Annotated in this window: 16 protein-coding genes; 7 read left to right on the top strand and 9 right to left on the bottom strand. The window is 45.8% G+C overall.

Going from position 1 to position 13,520, the window contains the following annotated elements; genetic code table 11:
- Positions 1–129 precede the first annotated feature (129 nt).
- Positions 130–291 carry a hypothetical protein gene (locus tag H6F63_RS06920; protein ID WP_190636017.1) on the bottom strand — a complete coding sequence of 54 codons (162 nt, stop codon included), beginning with the start codon at positions 289–291 and terminating at the stop codon, positions 130–132.
- Positions 292–320: 29 nt separating this feature from the next.
- Positions 321–446: a hypothetical protein gene (locus H6F63_RS30415; protein WP_277876359.1), complete on the bottom strand. Its 126-nt coding sequence runs from the start codon at positions 444–446 to the stop codon at positions 321–323.
- Between the two features lie 169 nt (positions 447–615).
- Between H6F63_RS30415 and H6F63_RS06915 the strand changes: the two genes are divergently transcribed.
- Positions 616–1,074 (top strand): YbhB/YbcL family Raf kinase inhibitor-like protein, encoded by a 459-nt coding sequence (locus H6F63_RS06915; protein WP_190636015.1) that lies wholly within the window; start codon positions 616–618, stop codon positions 1,072–1,074.
- Positions 1,075–1,266: 192 nt separating this feature from the next.
- On the opposite strand, the gene H6F63_RS06910 is transcribed toward H6F63_RS06915, so the two are convergent.
- Positions 1,267–1,896 carry a hypothetical protein gene (locus H6F63_RS06910; RefSeq protein ID WP_190636013.1) on the bottom strand — a complete coding sequence of 210 codons (630 nt, stop codon included), beginning with the start codon at positions 1,894–1,896 and terminating at the stop codon, positions 1,267–1,269.
- Positions 1,897–2,150: 254 nt separating this feature from the next.
- Entirely contained in the window at positions 2,151–2,369 is a 219-nt protein-coding gene (locus tag H6F63_RS06905; protein WP_190636011.1) for a hypothetical protein, read from the bottom strand.
- Between the two features lie 240 nt (positions 2,370–2,609).
- Between H6F63_RS06905 and H6F63_RS06900 the strand changes: the two genes are divergently transcribed.
- Positions 2,610–3,716, top strand: a complete 1,107-nt coding sequence (locus H6F63_RS06900; RefSeq protein ID WP_190636009.1) for a tetratricopeptide repeat protein — start codon at positions 2,610–2,612, stop codon at positions 3,714–3,716.
- Between the two features lie 219 nt (positions 3,717–3,935).
- Here the strand turns inward: H6F63_RS06900 and mnmH are convergent, their stop codons facing one another.
- Positions 3,936–5,051, bottom strand: coding sequence for a tRNA 2-selenouridine(34) synthase MnmH (gene mnmH, locus H6F63_RS06895; protein WP_190636007.1), 1,116 nt, complete (start codon positions 5,049–5,051; stop codon positions 3,936–3,938).
- 76 nt (positions 5,052–5,127) lie between these two features.
- Positions 5,128–6,309 carry an aldo/keto reductase gene (locus tag H6F63_RS06890; RefSeq protein ID WP_190636199.1) on the bottom strand — a complete coding sequence of 394 codons (1,182 nt, stop codon included), beginning with the start codon at positions 6,307–6,309 and terminating at the stop codon, positions 5,128–5,130.
- A gap of 122 nt (positions 6,310–6,431) precedes the next feature.
- Here H6F63_RS06890 and H6F63_RS06885 point away from each other — a divergent pair, with 122 nt between their 5' ends.
- On the top strand, positions 6,432–6,965 hold the full coding sequence (locus H6F63_RS06885; protein WP_190636005.1) for a DUF3421 domain-containing protein: 534 nt from the start codon (positions 6,432–6,434) through the stop codon (positions 6,963–6,965).
- Here H6F63_RS06885 and rpiA read toward each other — a convergent pair.
- Entirely contained in the window at positions 6,962–7,672 is a 711-nt protein-coding gene (gene rpiA, locus H6F63_RS06880) for a ribose-5-phosphate isomerase RpiA (protein ID WP_190636003.1), read from the bottom strand. The genes H6F63_RS06885 and rpiA overlap by 4 nt on opposite strands.
- Positions 7,673–7,969: 297 nt before the next feature.
- On the opposite strand from rpiA, the gene H6F63_RS06875 reads away from it, so the two are divergent.
- Positions 7,970–9,073 (top strand): EAL domain-containing protein, encoded by a 1,104-nt coding sequence (locus tag H6F63_RS06875; RefSeq protein WP_190636001.1) that lies wholly within the window; start codon positions 7,970–7,972, stop codon positions 9,071–9,073.
- 146 nt (positions 9,074–9,219) lie between these two features.
- On the top strand, positions 9,220–9,612 hold the full coding sequence (locus tag H6F63_RS06870; protein WP_190422164.1) for a hypothetical protein: 393 nt from the start codon (positions 9,220–9,222) through the stop codon (positions 9,610–9,612).
- Positions 9,613–9,705: 93 nt separating this feature from the next.
- On the opposite strand, the gene H6F63_RS06865 is transcribed toward H6F63_RS06870, so the two are convergent.
- Positions 9,706–10,248, bottom strand: coding sequence for an RNA-binding protein (locus H6F63_RS06865; RefSeq protein WP_190635999.1), 543 nt, complete (start codon positions 10,246–10,248; stop codon positions 9,706–9,708).
- 26 nt (positions 10,249–10,274) lie between these two features.
- Positions 10,275–11,519, bottom strand: coding sequence for a helix-turn-helix domain-containing protein (locus H6F63_RS06860; RefSeq protein ID WP_190635997.1), 1,245 nt, complete (start codon positions 11,517–11,519; stop codon positions 10,275–10,277).
- Between the two features lie 368 nt (positions 11,520–11,887).
- On the opposite strand from H6F63_RS06860, the gene H6F63_RS06855 reads away from it, so the two are divergent.
- Together H6F63_RS06855 and H6F63_RS06850 are read left to right on the top strand one after the other, a co-directional pair.
- Positions 11,888–12,379, top strand: a complete 492-nt coding sequence (locus H6F63_RS06855) for a thioesterase family protein (RefSeq protein WP_190635995.1) — start codon at positions 11,888–11,890, stop codon at positions 12,377–12,379.
- Positions 12,380–12,616: 237 nt separating this feature from the next.
- Positions 12,617–13,342, top strand: coding sequence for a 2-phosphosulfolactate phosphatase family protein (locus H6F63_RS06850; protein ID WP_190635994.1), 726 nt, complete (start codon positions 12,617–12,619; stop codon positions 13,340–13,342).
- Positions 13,343–13,520 lie beyond the last annotated feature (178 nt).

The following is a 13,520-nucleotide window of genomic DNA, read 5'->3' as shown; positions in this document are numbered from 1 at the left end:
CAAGCTCAGATGAACGTCGTTGCTCTACATACACGCTTCAGAAGAACATCTGTGGCTAGAATTGCTAAAGCAATCAAGGCAAGAAAGTTTCACCTATCCAGTGGTGCCGATGGCGTCCCTACCTTTACCTCACTCCATCTCATCATCTAGATAGGGTTCAACGTCAAGGTCGCGTAGTTGTTCTGCTAATCTCTCAAGCCGTTGACTTTCTCGCTCTTGCGGAGTAATAATCCAGTTACTATTAGCATCATACCAGCGCAACCAGTTGCGATCGCTTTCCACGATGACCAAGCTGGGAAAGTAAAAATTTCAACTTATATTTATTTTGATTGAGCAAATGCGATCGCGATCGCGCATTGTGATTGTGGAAAACAGCCAGCTAAAGTTGTTCGGGGACGAAAGCCGTAGCCTGAAGAATCTCTGAGTGCGATTATTGTTCTTCGCACAACGGCAAAATATTAAGCGTGCTTAATCCCAAAGGACGACGCATCTTTCAGCGACAAAGCGCTAATCTACTGGGATTAGCAGGGTTGACTAACAGGAAGTTGCAATTTTACCAATTTAAGCAATTTGCCAGTTACCCCTACCAATCGTCAAAAACTCGCAGTAAAGACGATGAAACTTAAAAGTACAGCTTTTTCTGCCGATGGTTTAATACCGTCTAAATATACCTGCGACGGCGCAGACATTTCTCCTCCTCTGAGTTGGACTACCCCACCAACAGGTACTGAAAGTCTTGCTTTAATTGTTGATGACCCGGATGCGCCAGCAGGAATTTTTGTTCACTGGGTTCTCTACGATTTGCCAGCGGAAATTCTCCAGCTACCCGAAGCTGTGTCCACTGAAGCCAACGTGAAATATGGCGGCTCTCAAGGAAAAAATGATTTTGGTAATTTAGGTTATGGTGGCCCTTGTCCTCCCAGCGGTACGCATCGCTACTTCTTCAGACTCTATGCTTTAAATCGCGTCTTAGATTTGGCATCGGGTGTAACTAAAAGCCAGTTGGAAGCGGCAATGGATGGTCATATTCTCGCCGCCGCCGAACTAATGGGACGCTATAGCCGCAACCGATAACTGACTAGAAACAAGCTCAAAGTCTTAGGTAGGGTGATTAGTATAAAAAAGCATTTTATATCCTCTTCCTGGAGCAAGGAGAGGTTGCCTTGGAGGTAATTAACCAGAAATTTATATACAAAAAAAAGCACTTTAAAGTGCTTTCAAAAGTGCCAAAAACAAGCTTAAGGATTTGATTTTTTACTCAAATTCCTATGTATAAGTGCGGGGGGTACGCGCACCAATAGAAGAACCAATCAATGATGCTGCTAAACCTAATAGAGAACCAATTGTAAACGACCAACCTGCTTTAGCTGTGTTACCAGCAATGTTACGAGCTTGCTGAGCACTTACGCCCACATTAGGTGCATTGTTAGGTATATCAACGCCGCCTGGTTGTTGTACTTGATTAACAATTTCTCCAGCGTTTGACCCCAGGATGCCGAACGCACCTGTTACTCCGCTAGCCAATAACCATGAACTTAATGCCAAAGTAGTAGCCCAAAGAATAGCTCCATTAAGCATAGCTGTGTTGCGGTTCATCGGGCCACTGGCACGGGCTGCTACCCAACTACCAACTAACAATGAAAGGAATAAAGATATAATCGACCAGATTCCCACTGCTTGACCAACATCAGGTGCATCACTTCTAGGTGCGCCTGAACCTGCAATGTTAGTAGCACCAATTGCAATTCCTATGCCGCTAAGAATCAGTTGAGTAGCCAAAGCAGTGACAATACCTGCAATGATTGGGCCCCATCTTACACGGTCATGGTACTCAACAATTTGATTGCCTACAGGAGCCTGAACAGCAACCCTATCTTCCCGATTTGCGTATGACATAACTGATTTATCTCCCTTGCCCTTTTAAAGTTACTTCTTCTTGCTCTTCACCCGTTGAGTTAAATTTAGGGCGTTATTTTATTTGCTGCATCTGCCAGTCGGAAGAAGTATTAGGTCTATCGTTAGAAATAACAATTTTATAGGCTATATCTATCGTTAGAAACAAGGGTTATTAAATGTCTATACATCTTGAGAAATAAGTTTTTGATTGAGTGGGAAATTTGTTAGCTATAAGTAATAAAATTGCCTGAGCTTTACAGCACTTCTTGTGGCGGGAATGAGCAACAAATTACCGGAGTGTTAATAAATGTATCCGGATGGGGTAAAATGTAAGCCGGGCAGGGGCTTAAATCCCGTTGCGGGTAAGCACTACGATTGTGTGTGGCGGGATTGAAATCAATTGCAATTACGGCATCGGCTCCCCTTTTTAAAAGAGGCGTAGGACGAATTACCAGGAGAAGCGATCGCGTCAAAGCTGTTCCGGTTCAAATACACAGCGAATAACCAAGAGTGCGATCGCACTCTTGCCTCCCGAATCCCAACAAAAAATTACAGATGCCTGAATGACATCAGTTATTGTTACAATCATTTACTGTCCTCAAAAAACCTTCTTTGGTAAATTTAGGACATAGATCCAGATTTTGCCATTATGGGTTCAATGCGATCGCAGTCGTAGCACTGAGCAATAGTAGAAACTTAAGATAAGATTGACCGTGCAAAAACAGACCATCATAGCAGCCAGTTCCTTGTTGTTGGCAGGAATCGCCACTGTACACCCCCCAGTCGTTCACGCTTCTGAAGCGATGAACTCACTTCGTGTAAAAAGCAACCAACAGGTGAATAACCTGCTGCGCCAAGGGCGTAAGTTGGTGGATGCAAAAGAGATCGCCAAAGCATTGAAAGTTTATCAACAAGCCGCCGAACTGGATAAGAACAATCCCCGGATTTTTTCTGCTATCGGCTATTTAGAGGCACTTCAGGGAAATTACCGCCAAGCAGCTAACGCTTATCTACAGGCTGTCACTCTCGAACCTAAGAATGCTGATTTCCAGTATGCACTGGGCTACAGTCTAGGGCAGTTAGGAGACAATGCTGGTGCTGCTGCTGCTTACGCGCGTGCTACTGGGCTGGACAGTAAAAATCTCAATGCTTATCTGGGGTTGGGAGTGGTGCTACAGCGTTTAGGAGATTATAACCGGGCGATGCAAGCCTATCAAGGCGCGATCGCGCTCGATCCGCAAAATCTGGAAGCCCACAAGTTTATTGGCTCCACCCTGATGAAGCAAGGGCGTTCCAGAGAAGCTGTTCAGGCTTTCCAGCGAGCTGTGGCGCTGGCTCCCAAGGATACCAGCTTGCAGTTAAGTTTGGCAAGCGCTTACTTGAAGCAAGGCAATGTTGCAGATGGAGTTGCGGGCCTACAACGAATAGCGCAGATGGAACCGCGCAATCCTCAAATAAATCTCCAAATTGGCAAACTTTTACAAGAACAGAATAATTTGAATGGTGCTTTAGAAGCTTATCAACGAGCGGCTTCGTTGCAACCAGATTTAGTGGAAGCACAGGCTGGAGTGGCTGATGTTTTGATGAAGCAGCAGGATTTTCTGATGGCGATTGTCGCCTATCGGCGGCTGATTGAAATCTCGCCGCAGGATGCACAAGCTTACTATAATTTGGGAACAGCACTCAAAAAGCGCGATCGCATTCAAGACGCGATCGCTGCCTTTGAGCAAGCCCGCGATCTCTTCCGTCGTCAGGGACACAAGGAAGACTCTCAGAGAGCGGATTCCGCCCTCCGAGAACTGAAAAAAGAGCGGAGCTGAGGTTATATAACGTTTTCTGACCAATGGCTAACTAACAATTAAGAACTTGTTAAAAGTCTGCACTGATTGACATTTCTTCGGATAACTTAGACTGCAAGATACCTCCTAAGTGCTTCCTCAGCTCCACTGGTGTCACAAAGTAGAACATCAGCTGGGGCTTCTGTATTTTGGAATTTGGGCTATCAATTGAAGGGTTGGTTACTGCACAAAATTTAAACCTCAAAACTCTTTCAGCAATGCGGTAACACTAGCATCGGACAAATCTCGCAGAGAAAGCACCCGCTCTATTTTGGGGAAACAGCGGTGAATAGCATGGTTATAACTGGGGTCGTAGTGACACACTAACAAGTCTCCTACCAAATTTTCCCCTTGCTGGGCATCAATGAGCCTGTACCACTCCTTGATTTTTTCCCCACCATAGCGGGATTTCAGCTTTTCTAGTTTCCCCTTCACAACTTCTGGGTGAGCAATCAATTGGGGATATTCCTGCAATAGCCACTGAATTCTGGCATTTAAAGGTAGCTCAATTTCCACACCACTAGATTGTTGCATCTGTTTCCACAAAGATTTGGGCAAATAAACGCGCCCAATTTTGTTACTTTCCGCTTCCACCCATACTGGCAAGTTGGGGTCAAAGCTTTGCAATTGGTGCAGCAGAAGCGATTCAAAGTGTTTTTGCGAGGGCTGGGACTGGGGGCTGGGGGCTGGGGATTGGGGACTGGGGATTGGGGATTGGGGGGACAACGCTTTTTTTTCCTTGTCTTCGCCTCTCCCACTCTCCCACTCTTCACCCAGCAGGGAACCGCGATGGTTAGCCAAACCTTCCAAATCCAGCACTTGAACGCCAAGGGCCGCCAAGTGGCGCAGGATGTGGGTTTTGCCGCTCCCAGTCATTCCCGCTAACACCCGGTAGGTAAATTTTTCTGGTAGATGTTCCAGTTGTTCGCGCACATAGGCGCGGTAGGTTTTGTAGCCACCTTCGATGATGGTGACTTGCCAACCTATTTGGCTCACGACCATCGCTAAACTGTTAGAACGCTGTCCGCCACGCCAGCAGTAGATGAGGGGATGGTAGTCTTTTTCTTTGTCTGCAAAGTAAGTGGTGAGGTGCTGGGCGATGTTTTGGGCGACTAGGGCGGCTCCCAGTTTCCGGGCGGTGAAAGGGCATTGTTTATAGAGTGTTCCTACTTTGGCGCGTTCTTCGTCATTCAAAACGGGCAGGTTAATGGCACCTATAATACGATCTTCGGTGAATTCGCTTTGTGAGCGGACATCGATAATGTCACTATAGGTTTCTGTAAAAGGCAGCTTAGTATAATTAGGCGATCGCAACATTGAAATTTAGAAATGGGGAATGGAGAATGGGGGATGGGGAATATTGAGGAGTTATAATTCAAAACTCCTCACTCTCTTATTGTTGCGAAAGCCTTTTAACAGTTTGACCGCCGAGTAGCCGATGCGCGTCTTCAAGTAAGGCGGGAATCTGGTCAGCGTGGGGACTATGTGCCAGATATTGGCGCAAATCTAGTTCTCTCACTCGGTCTGCCTTTGCGCCTGGAAACCAGTGACCGCCGTTGCCTAGCAGGTTGTAGCGCATTTTGGCGTAGTCAATCATATCGTAGGCGATCGCAAGATTTCTCAACCACAGAATCACCTGGATATTCAACCCGCCGGGAGTTTCTTCGGGTGCGGGTAAGCCAACGTGCCAGGTTTTCACCCAGTCTTCGCCGAAAGTAGCGATCGCTTGCTTCTCCAAACGTTCTAAAATCGGCAACAAAACTGACTCCGCTTTCTCCAACAGCGGCAAAGTCTTCAAATGTTCCTCGAAATCCTGCGGTTTTGATGCCCCAATACTGAGAGTATGCACCTGCGGATGACTCAAACAAAACAAATCATTAAACACGATTGGGCTGAGGGGATAGCACAAATCCACCAATTTTTGCGGCGGTTTAAATAGCATTCCTCCTTTCTCCGAAGGACTGATAATAAAAACGCCCATATCGTGCCGAGAAGCCGCCTCAACTGCTGTCCAATTAAACTGATTAATGTAGTACCAATGCAGGTTGACATAATCAAACTGATCGGTTTCAATCGTCTTGACAATAACATCGGTCGGCCCGTGAGTCGAGAAGCCGATAAACCTAACCTTGCCCTGATCTTGTAGCTGCCGTGCCACAGAAAGACAGCCACCCGGTTTAATACTATCGTGCAGCAATTCGAGGGTATTAATACCATGCAGCCCCAATAAATCAACGTAATCTAACTTCAGGTAAGAGAGCGACTTTTCAAAGTCCCGCCGAAATTCCTTAGCGTCTGGCTTAGGGCTGATTTTTGTCTGCACAATTAACTTTTCTCTGGGAAAAGTTGGCAGAATGCGCCCCAACTGCATCTCGGAGGTGCCATATCCACGAGCAGTTTCAATATGATTAATTCCAACTTCTAATGAGCGGCAAATCGTTGCCTCTAGATTCTTTTGATATTCGCCCGGAATTTGCCACGCCGGGACATCTTGCCACTTAAACTGGTAGCGCATTCCCCCACAGGAAAACACTGGCATCTGTAAATTTGTCCGCCCAAAGCGACGATATTGCATCATAAATACGAGCTAATCAGGAAGCGGCATGAGTACGCTTGTAGTTTAACAAAACTAAGAGTTTTCACACGATTCAAAAGACTTGTGCTTATCAGTCAACAAAATCATTTTTAAGGGAAACAATGACTACAAAAAGTATCCGTGTCGCCGCGCTCTCTGTTTTACCAATTACTTTAATTCTGACATCTAATTCTACTATTCTGGCTCAGAATCTATCCCAACTTCAAATTTCCTTTGCTTGGGTTGCTGCATCTAACGGGCAAGTGCCACGAGGAGCAGTGGTAGGTGGCAAGGAAAATGGCAGTTCCCTGTACGTCTGTCGAACAGAATATAAAAATGGGGTGCATCCAGGCAAAGTTGTCAGCAATAATTGTAATTTTGGCTGGGGAGGACAGGAAGTTCTGCAACCCAACTATGAAGTTCTCACCGCACCCCGGAGCGTCAAAATTAATTGGATAGCTGCATCTAATGGACAAGTTCCAGCAGGGTTTATAGTGGCTGGTTACGAAGGCGGTCAATCCCTCATCCTCTGTCGGGCAGCATATAAAGGTGGGGTTCATCCCGGAAAAATTGTAGCCAATAATTGTAATTTTGGTTGGGGGGGAAAAGAAATCCTCAGCCCCAACTATGAAGTAGCTGTGCTACGCGATCGCTAAAGTTCGCGAATTACAGGTTTACCATCTACTACTTCACCAACTAGCACTAAATCTGTAACCCCTACGAACAAGCCATTTTCCAAAACGCCGGGGATGTTATTCAGGGTTTTTTCTAATTCGCCTGGGTTGTCGATGCTGTCAAATTTCACATCAATAACCATGTTGCCTTGATCTGTGATCACTGGCCCCGCTTTTTTCACACCCATTCGCAGTTCTGGTTTACCACCTAATTTTTCGATGGCACGCATGACTGGGGTCATCGCTAGGGGTATCACTTCCACTGGGACAGGGAAGGTGGAACCCAGTCTGTCAACTATCTTAGAGCTATCTACGACGACGATAAACTGCTCTGCCAGGGCATCTACTATTTTTTCGCGGGTGTGAGCAGCACCGCCACCTTTAATCAAGTTGTGCTGCGGATCGACTTCATCGGCTCCGTCAATAGCAATATCAATGCGGTCAACTTCATCCAGCGTGGTTAAGGGTATCCCATACTGTTTTGCCAGCACTGAGGCTTGAAATGAGGTGGGGATGCCTTTGATGTCTTTTAGTTCGCCTTTTTTGATGCGATCGCCTAAAAACTCGATCGCATACGCCGTGGTCGAGCCTGTACCCAGCCCCACAATCGTACCAGACTGGACGCGGGCGGCGGCTGCCTTACCTACTTCCTGTTTCATTAACTTAACCGGATCTTGTTCTGCGCTCATTGTGAAAACTCCCTAGAATTTATGCCCCCGGTCAATACCCAGGCTGTGGCTGCTTGCAGTCAGTCTACTATCTAGGTGCGCTTTTTATTACTCTGATACTGAGAAATTTGCCATAAGAGGCAACGCTGTCTCTCATAAGCTACTGCAATCTAACGATTTGGGCTGCACTCTTCCCATTTTTAAAAATTCAACTTATAGTACCTTTGGTAATACCTTTTACACCCTCAGATAGAAGATACTTTGAGGTTTCGTAATGTATTTTTTAGTTTTGTATATCTTGTTACATAACTTAAATAAATGGTTGTATCCGCTATAATGCCAAAAATTAACCCGCTTTATTTAATTATTCAACCAGATGACTGGGAAACAAGTCGTTGTCTTTGTAAAGTTGGTTTTCAGGAGCTTCCTGTCCTTCCTCAACTTTTCTATAGAAGTATAGATAGTCGGAATGAGGTAGCCAGTATTTTCTTAAATATCAGTCAGGCGCTTTCTGAAATTAGCCAAGCTGGATCGCGCTTTTTTATTGCGCGATCGCTCTGCGATTTGCCAAGTTTACTAGTAGACTTTTTAAAAGCTCAACCGATAGTGACAATTACCAAGGCTGTTAAATACAGTTGGTTTTTTCATGTTTTATCAAAGCAGCGTATATTTTTCAAATATCAGCCAATTTTTGACCTTTCATCCGGCGAAGCGATCGCTTATGAATGTCTAGCACGCGCCAAAGACGATGGGGAAGCAGACTTCAACGGTTATCAATTGATTGAAGCAGCTATATCAACTCAGTTGGCTTGTGAGTTTGATGAATTAGCTCGAACAATTTGTTTGGACTCAATTGCTGCTACTAAAAGTAATCAAAAATTTTTTATTAATATATTACCTAATGCGATTATTCGCGATGCAAATTCTCTAGATCAAAACTTAAAGCAAATTTTAGATTTGGGGCTACAACCAGAACAAATTGTATTTGAATTAACCGAAGTGGAAGCTCTGCTGAGGTGTCCAAGACTGTTGCAGAATATCAACCGCTTGCGTGAGTGGGGATTTGGCATTGCGGTAGATGATTTGTGCGCTTGCGCCTCTACTGATAACTACTTTATGGAATTTTGTCCAGATGTAATTAAAATCGACAAGCGACTGGTGCATGGTTGCAGTCAGCATGCTCTCAAGCAGGTTATGCTCACAAGTTTAGTAGATTCTGCTCACAATTTTGGCATCAAAGTGGTGACAGAGGGGCTAGAGGATATCGAAGATATTGAATTCTGCCGGGAACTGGGTGCAGATTATGGACAGGGATTTGGTTTGGCAATGCCTGAGATAACTTTACAGCAGCAACGTTTGGATTTAGTTAATTTACCGCTAAGTCTTTTGTCTTACACCGACTCTTACAATTACAACCATTAGTTTTGACACTCTCCGGCGTAAACATCAGGGGATTCTAGACTCAAACACCAATTGCAGCTTTTAACTCGTCGAACGTCCCTAAAAGTGCGGCGCTTTAGACCCATTTTTTCGGTAAGATGCAAACGGTTACAACCGATATTGTGTGTATGCAGCTTGAATTTGTTCCTGTTGAAGAATTTTATTTTGCTCTGACCTTAGCAGTAAAAACTCTCTTAGATTTAGAGAAACCAGACCTAACAGAGCAAGTGCGATCGCGTCTTGCTCTAAAATGCGGTCAGCCTTCCACGGTTGCAGCCGCCAGCCAGAATACCTTTAACTACGTGTTTCGGGTTCAAGGAATAGACAATAGCCCTGCCAGTGCGCTAATTGTCTCAGTTGCTGACTGGCAGGGCAAATTACGCTTAAGCAGCGATTACGGCTGGACTCTGGATAGCGATCGCAAGCCCGTTCGTACCGAACATTTTAACCAGCGACCAGAATTTGCATTGCAGTTACAACACCACCTGCAAGACTGGTTGCAAGTTCCAATTACTCAGTAGTCTGTTGGCGTTTGCAGGTTTAAAAACTGTAAGGTGGGCAATTTGTTAAAACCTAACAAATTGCCCACCTTACAAGTTTTTGGTGACTAATGGCTAATTGCTTTGTGCAGCCAAAAGTTCCTTCAGCTTTGCCAATTCCCCAGCCCAGCGGGGATCTGGTTGAAAAGCGTCCGAATCAGGATTAACATTAACAGCAGCATTATCGGAGCGTCGAGACTTCTTGCTGCCGCCACGACGACCGCCGCCGCCGCCGCTTGGGCGATCGCTGGTCCGCTCAGTACGCTCGCCACCACCGCTACGCTCGCCACCACCGCTGGCTTTGTTGCTGTCTTTAATGGGAGCTGGAGCTGGGGGACGGGGAGCCTCCTCTTCCCCTTCACCCTTAGCTCTCGGCAATGCCTTTTCTATTTTCAAAGGGCTTTCTTTGAACATCTGACCGTTGAACTTTTCAATAATTTCATCAGCCAGTTCATCCGTTTTCACGGTTACAAAAGCAAACCCTCGGCATTTACCAGTTTTACGGTCTTTAATCACTTTGGTGGAAACGGAATCACTCATTTCCCCAAACATCGTTTGTAACTCTTGACGGTCTACTTCTTCTTTGGGCAGATTGCCTACATATAGACGAATTGACATGGAAAGATACCTCCAGACTCTGATTTTTAAACAAAATTGCTTAGCGGACGACTTAACCCGATTTTCGGTGACATATCCCCCTGCTGAAGCTGACGGGTTATTTTGGGGTTTTTCGTTTCAACAAGGGCTGCATCCCAATTTTGCATACATACCCACAGGCTTTTTTGCCTTGATGCTCTCGCGTCTAAGCCTGCCGACCCAGGTTTACCTAAAGCCCGCAAAAGCAGGCTTAGACGCGAGAGCCACGACTTTAAGATACTGTTAGCGTCAGACAACCCCATCCCCCAGTCCCCTCTGTATAAGAGGGGGAAGAATTTTTGTTCTCGGAAGGGGGAGCCTGCAACCCCCTCCCTGTTTCGGGGAAGGGTTTGCCCTTTCGGGAATTGACCAACAGTATCCTTTAGTCGGCGGGCGTTTTTCCAAAACAGGGATGCTCCCTCAACGGGAGCTTTTTTTTCTCTCCCGATCCGACCTCCAGACAAGATGCCCACCGCTTTTTTTTCCATGTTCCTAACTGCGCTTTCATCTCCTTCGAGATCCTGTCCGCAATTAGGACAGAAATACCATCTGTCAGCCTGCGGCTTGAAAACCGCATCGCCGCCAAAATCTTTTTGATGTATCGCCGATAGGCAATTCTCCCCTGCCGCATTCAAGCATTCAAATGGTAAGTTGCTCTCCACCGCAGTTGCGATCGCTACGATAGATAAGAATTGCTCCTCTACCGCACCAGTAACAAATGTCAATTTGCTTGGAGCGAGTTTTTTGGTATTCAAGTCTTTATCAACAACCATCAATTGCTTCAACAGCCACTTAGCAGTTTGGGAGCGAAAATTTTGACGTTGGGAAGCCAGCTTTACAGGTGCCAATTCAAGTTGTTGGATTTTAACTTGATGCTTACTGCCCTGATGGCGATACAACTGAGGCTGTAATCGCTCAATTTGGTTCTGGGCTTTCCGATTGTATCGAGGGATTGCCACCTGCTCAACGCAGTTTTGTAACCAATGAAAAAAAATGTTTTTATAGAATGGGAATAACTCGTTGGTTTTTTTAAAGTGGCGCTTTTGGATGTAGTAGTTTGGACTGTTTTTTAGCGGTGCGATCGCACAACTGCTTGTGTCATCGCCGCCAATTTTACAACGGTTTTGCTTCCACCACTTAAAGCCTTCAGCTAACCGATAATTGCACTGCCATCTGAGCGCTCCTATCCACTCCTTCATTGTAACTAACTGGTGTTGAGTTGGGCGCACTCGATACTGGCGGACGATTCTCATTATAGGATTGTATCCTAAATATCTATAATCTTTACACTCGGCTTTTAGAAGATGTCGAGTTTCCGCCAGAGGTTTTCTTTTCGTCCTGTTGTTACAGGACGCTCGCACCATTTTTAAAGGTATCACGGCCTTCGGTATGGGGCTAGTTCAAAAAGCAGATTTCCGTCTTTAGCTGGATATTGCTATTGTGGGTTGTCAAATATTCCAATTTTGCTAAGGCATCAACCCTACACATTTCTCACCCCTCTCCCACCCCCTTAGTAAAAAAGCCAACGAATCATCCCCACTTGTACTGCCAATTCTGCAAGTAGGAACTTCCCGATGACTCTGTTAAAATCCAGATCGTGTATTGAGTGAAGATTGGCAACGTGTCAGAAGAACCACAAACACCATCACTGCCACCCACGGGGGCTATCGAAAACCTGTCTCTGACAGCAACGACTGAGAACTGGTTTGAATATCCAGTAAGGGCGCAACCTCACCACACTGATTATGCTGGCATTGTCTGGCATGGTTCCTATATTGCTTGGTTGGAAGAAGCACGGGTGGAATGCTTGCGCTCAATTGGCATCAACTTTTCCGAGCTGGTAGCCTTGGGATGCGATATGCCAGTTGTCGATCTTTCTTTGCGCTACCACCGACCGATTCAGATGGGAATGACGGCTGTGGTCAGGGCGCGGATGGCAGAAATCGAGGGTGTACGAATTAATTGGGATTACAAAATTCAATCTACCGATGGACAAACTCTATTTGCTACGGCGCGAGTTACTTTGGTAGTCGTTGACCGGGACAAGGGTAAGATTATGCGCCAGTTGCCACCAGCAATGAAGGAAGCTTTGGCGAGACTTTCGGCTACCTAAATTGAGAAGACAAAATATTTAAAGCTAGATCGGCAAAATTAACAGGAATAGGGTTTAAGAATAATATTAAATAACGCAAATAGCCTGAAAAACAAGCATAAAAACCGAGGCTCAATAAATAATAGCTAGATGTTGCCAAGGGATAGGTGCAACGCCTTAGCATGAGCGTTGCTATTGAGTGACACTGATAAAGGTAAGATGTTACTCGGCAGCTTTCGTTGTAGGTGTAGTTAGCTTGTGAGATTATTTGTTTACCATACCCCTGAACTCACGCCCCCGGATAGTGTTCCCGACTGCGCGATCGCTATCGATGTGCTCCGTGCCACCACTACCATTGCTACAGCGCTAAACGCTGGTGCCGAGGCTGTCCAAGTCTTCAGCGATATGGAAAAATTGATGCTCTTCAGCGAAGAGTGGCAGCCGGATCTGCGGCTGCGTGCTGGAGAACGAGGTGGCGCTAAGGTAACTGGCTGCGATTTGGGCAACTCTCCGCTTGATTGCACCCCAGAACGGGTACAGGGACGGCGGTTATTTATCAGTACCACGAATGGTACCCGCGCCTTGCAACGAGTGCAAGAATCTCCTGTTGTTCTGGCGGCTGCCTTGATAAATCGTCAAGCAGCAGTGCAGTATCTTCTGGATCGGCAACCAGAGAATGTATGGTTGTTGGGTTCTGGTTGGGAAGGCAGTTTTTCCCTAGAGGATACGGTGTGTGCTGGCGCGATCGCTTCTGCCCTTGCAGACAAAGTAAATGTAGACATGGGAAATGATGAAGTGTTTGGCGCGATCGCTCTTTATCGCCAGTGGCAGGACAATTTACTAGAATTGTTCCACCATGCCAGCCACGGGCAACGACTTCTACGTCTGGACTGTCTCGAAGACCTTAAATATTGCGCCCAAACTGATATTTTAGATGTTCTCCCGATCCAGCGAGAAGCTGGGGTATTGGTCAAGAACACCTAAGCAGCGCTTTCACGTTTTTAAATTGCAATATCAATTGCTCGTTTTTTTGTCCGTTGTCCGCCAAGAGTTGTCAAGTTAGAAAGTTGGAAAGTTGAAACGTTAACTAGAGGTAATCTAATAACTTTCCAACCTTCAAACCTTCAAACGCTAACGGACAACAATAATTATTTAGCCTCTA

The sequence above is a fragment of the Trichocoleus sp. FACHB-40 genome, from assembly GCF_014695915.1.
Classification (GTDB): Bacteria; Cyanobacteriota; Cyanobacteriia; order Cyanobacteriales; family FACHB-T130; genus Funiculus; species Funiculus sociatus.
Note: the sequence above shows the minus strand (reverse complement) of the source record. Positions and strands in the feature narration are given on the sequence as shown.

What these genes read in the sequence shown, in the direction of transcription:
- H6F63_RS06865 (WP_190635999.1), bottom strand. Translation starts at nt 10,248, where the DNA reads ATGTCAATTCGTCTATATGTAGGCAATCTGCCCAAAGAAGAAGTAGAC.
- H6F63_RS06915 (WP_190636015.1), top strand. Translation starts at nt 616, where the DNA reads ATGAAACTTAAAAGTACAGCTTTTTCTGCCGATGGTTTAATACCGTCT.
- H6F63_RS06860 (WP_190635997.1), bottom strand. Translation starts at nt 11,519, where the DNA reads ATGAGAATCGTCCGCCAGTATCGAGTGCGCCCAACTCAACACCAGTTA.
- H6F63_RS06890 (WP_190636199.1), bottom strand. Translation starts at nt 6,309, where the DNA reads ATGCAATATCGTCGCTTTGGGCGGACAAATTTACAGATGCCAGTGTTT.
- H6F63_RS06870 (WP_190422164.1), top strand. Translation starts at nt 9,220, where the DNA reads ATGCAGCTTGAATTTGTTCCTGTTGAAGAATTTTATTTTGCTCTGACC.
- rpiA (WP_190636003.1), bottom strand. Translation starts at nt 7,672, where the DNA reads ATGAGCGCAGAACAAGATCCGGTTAAGTTAATGAAACAGGAAGTAGGT.
- H6F63_RS06875 (WP_190636001.1), top strand. Translation starts at nt 7,970, where the DNA reads ATGGTTGTATCCGCTATAATGCCAAAAATTAACCCGCTTTATTTAATT.
- mnmH (WP_190636007.1), bottom strand. Translation starts at nt 5,051, where the DNA reads ATGTTGCGATCGCCTAATTATACTAAGCTGCCTTTTACAGAAACCTAT.
- H6F63_RS06885 (WP_190636005.1), top strand. Translation starts at nt 6,432, where the DNA reads ATGACTACAAAAAGTATCCGTGTCGCCGCGCTCTCTGTTTTACCAATT.
- H6F63_RS06910 (WP_190636013.1), bottom strand. Translation starts at nt 1,896, where the DNA reads ATGTCATACGCAAATCGGGAAGATAGGGTTGCTGTTCAGGCTCCTGTA.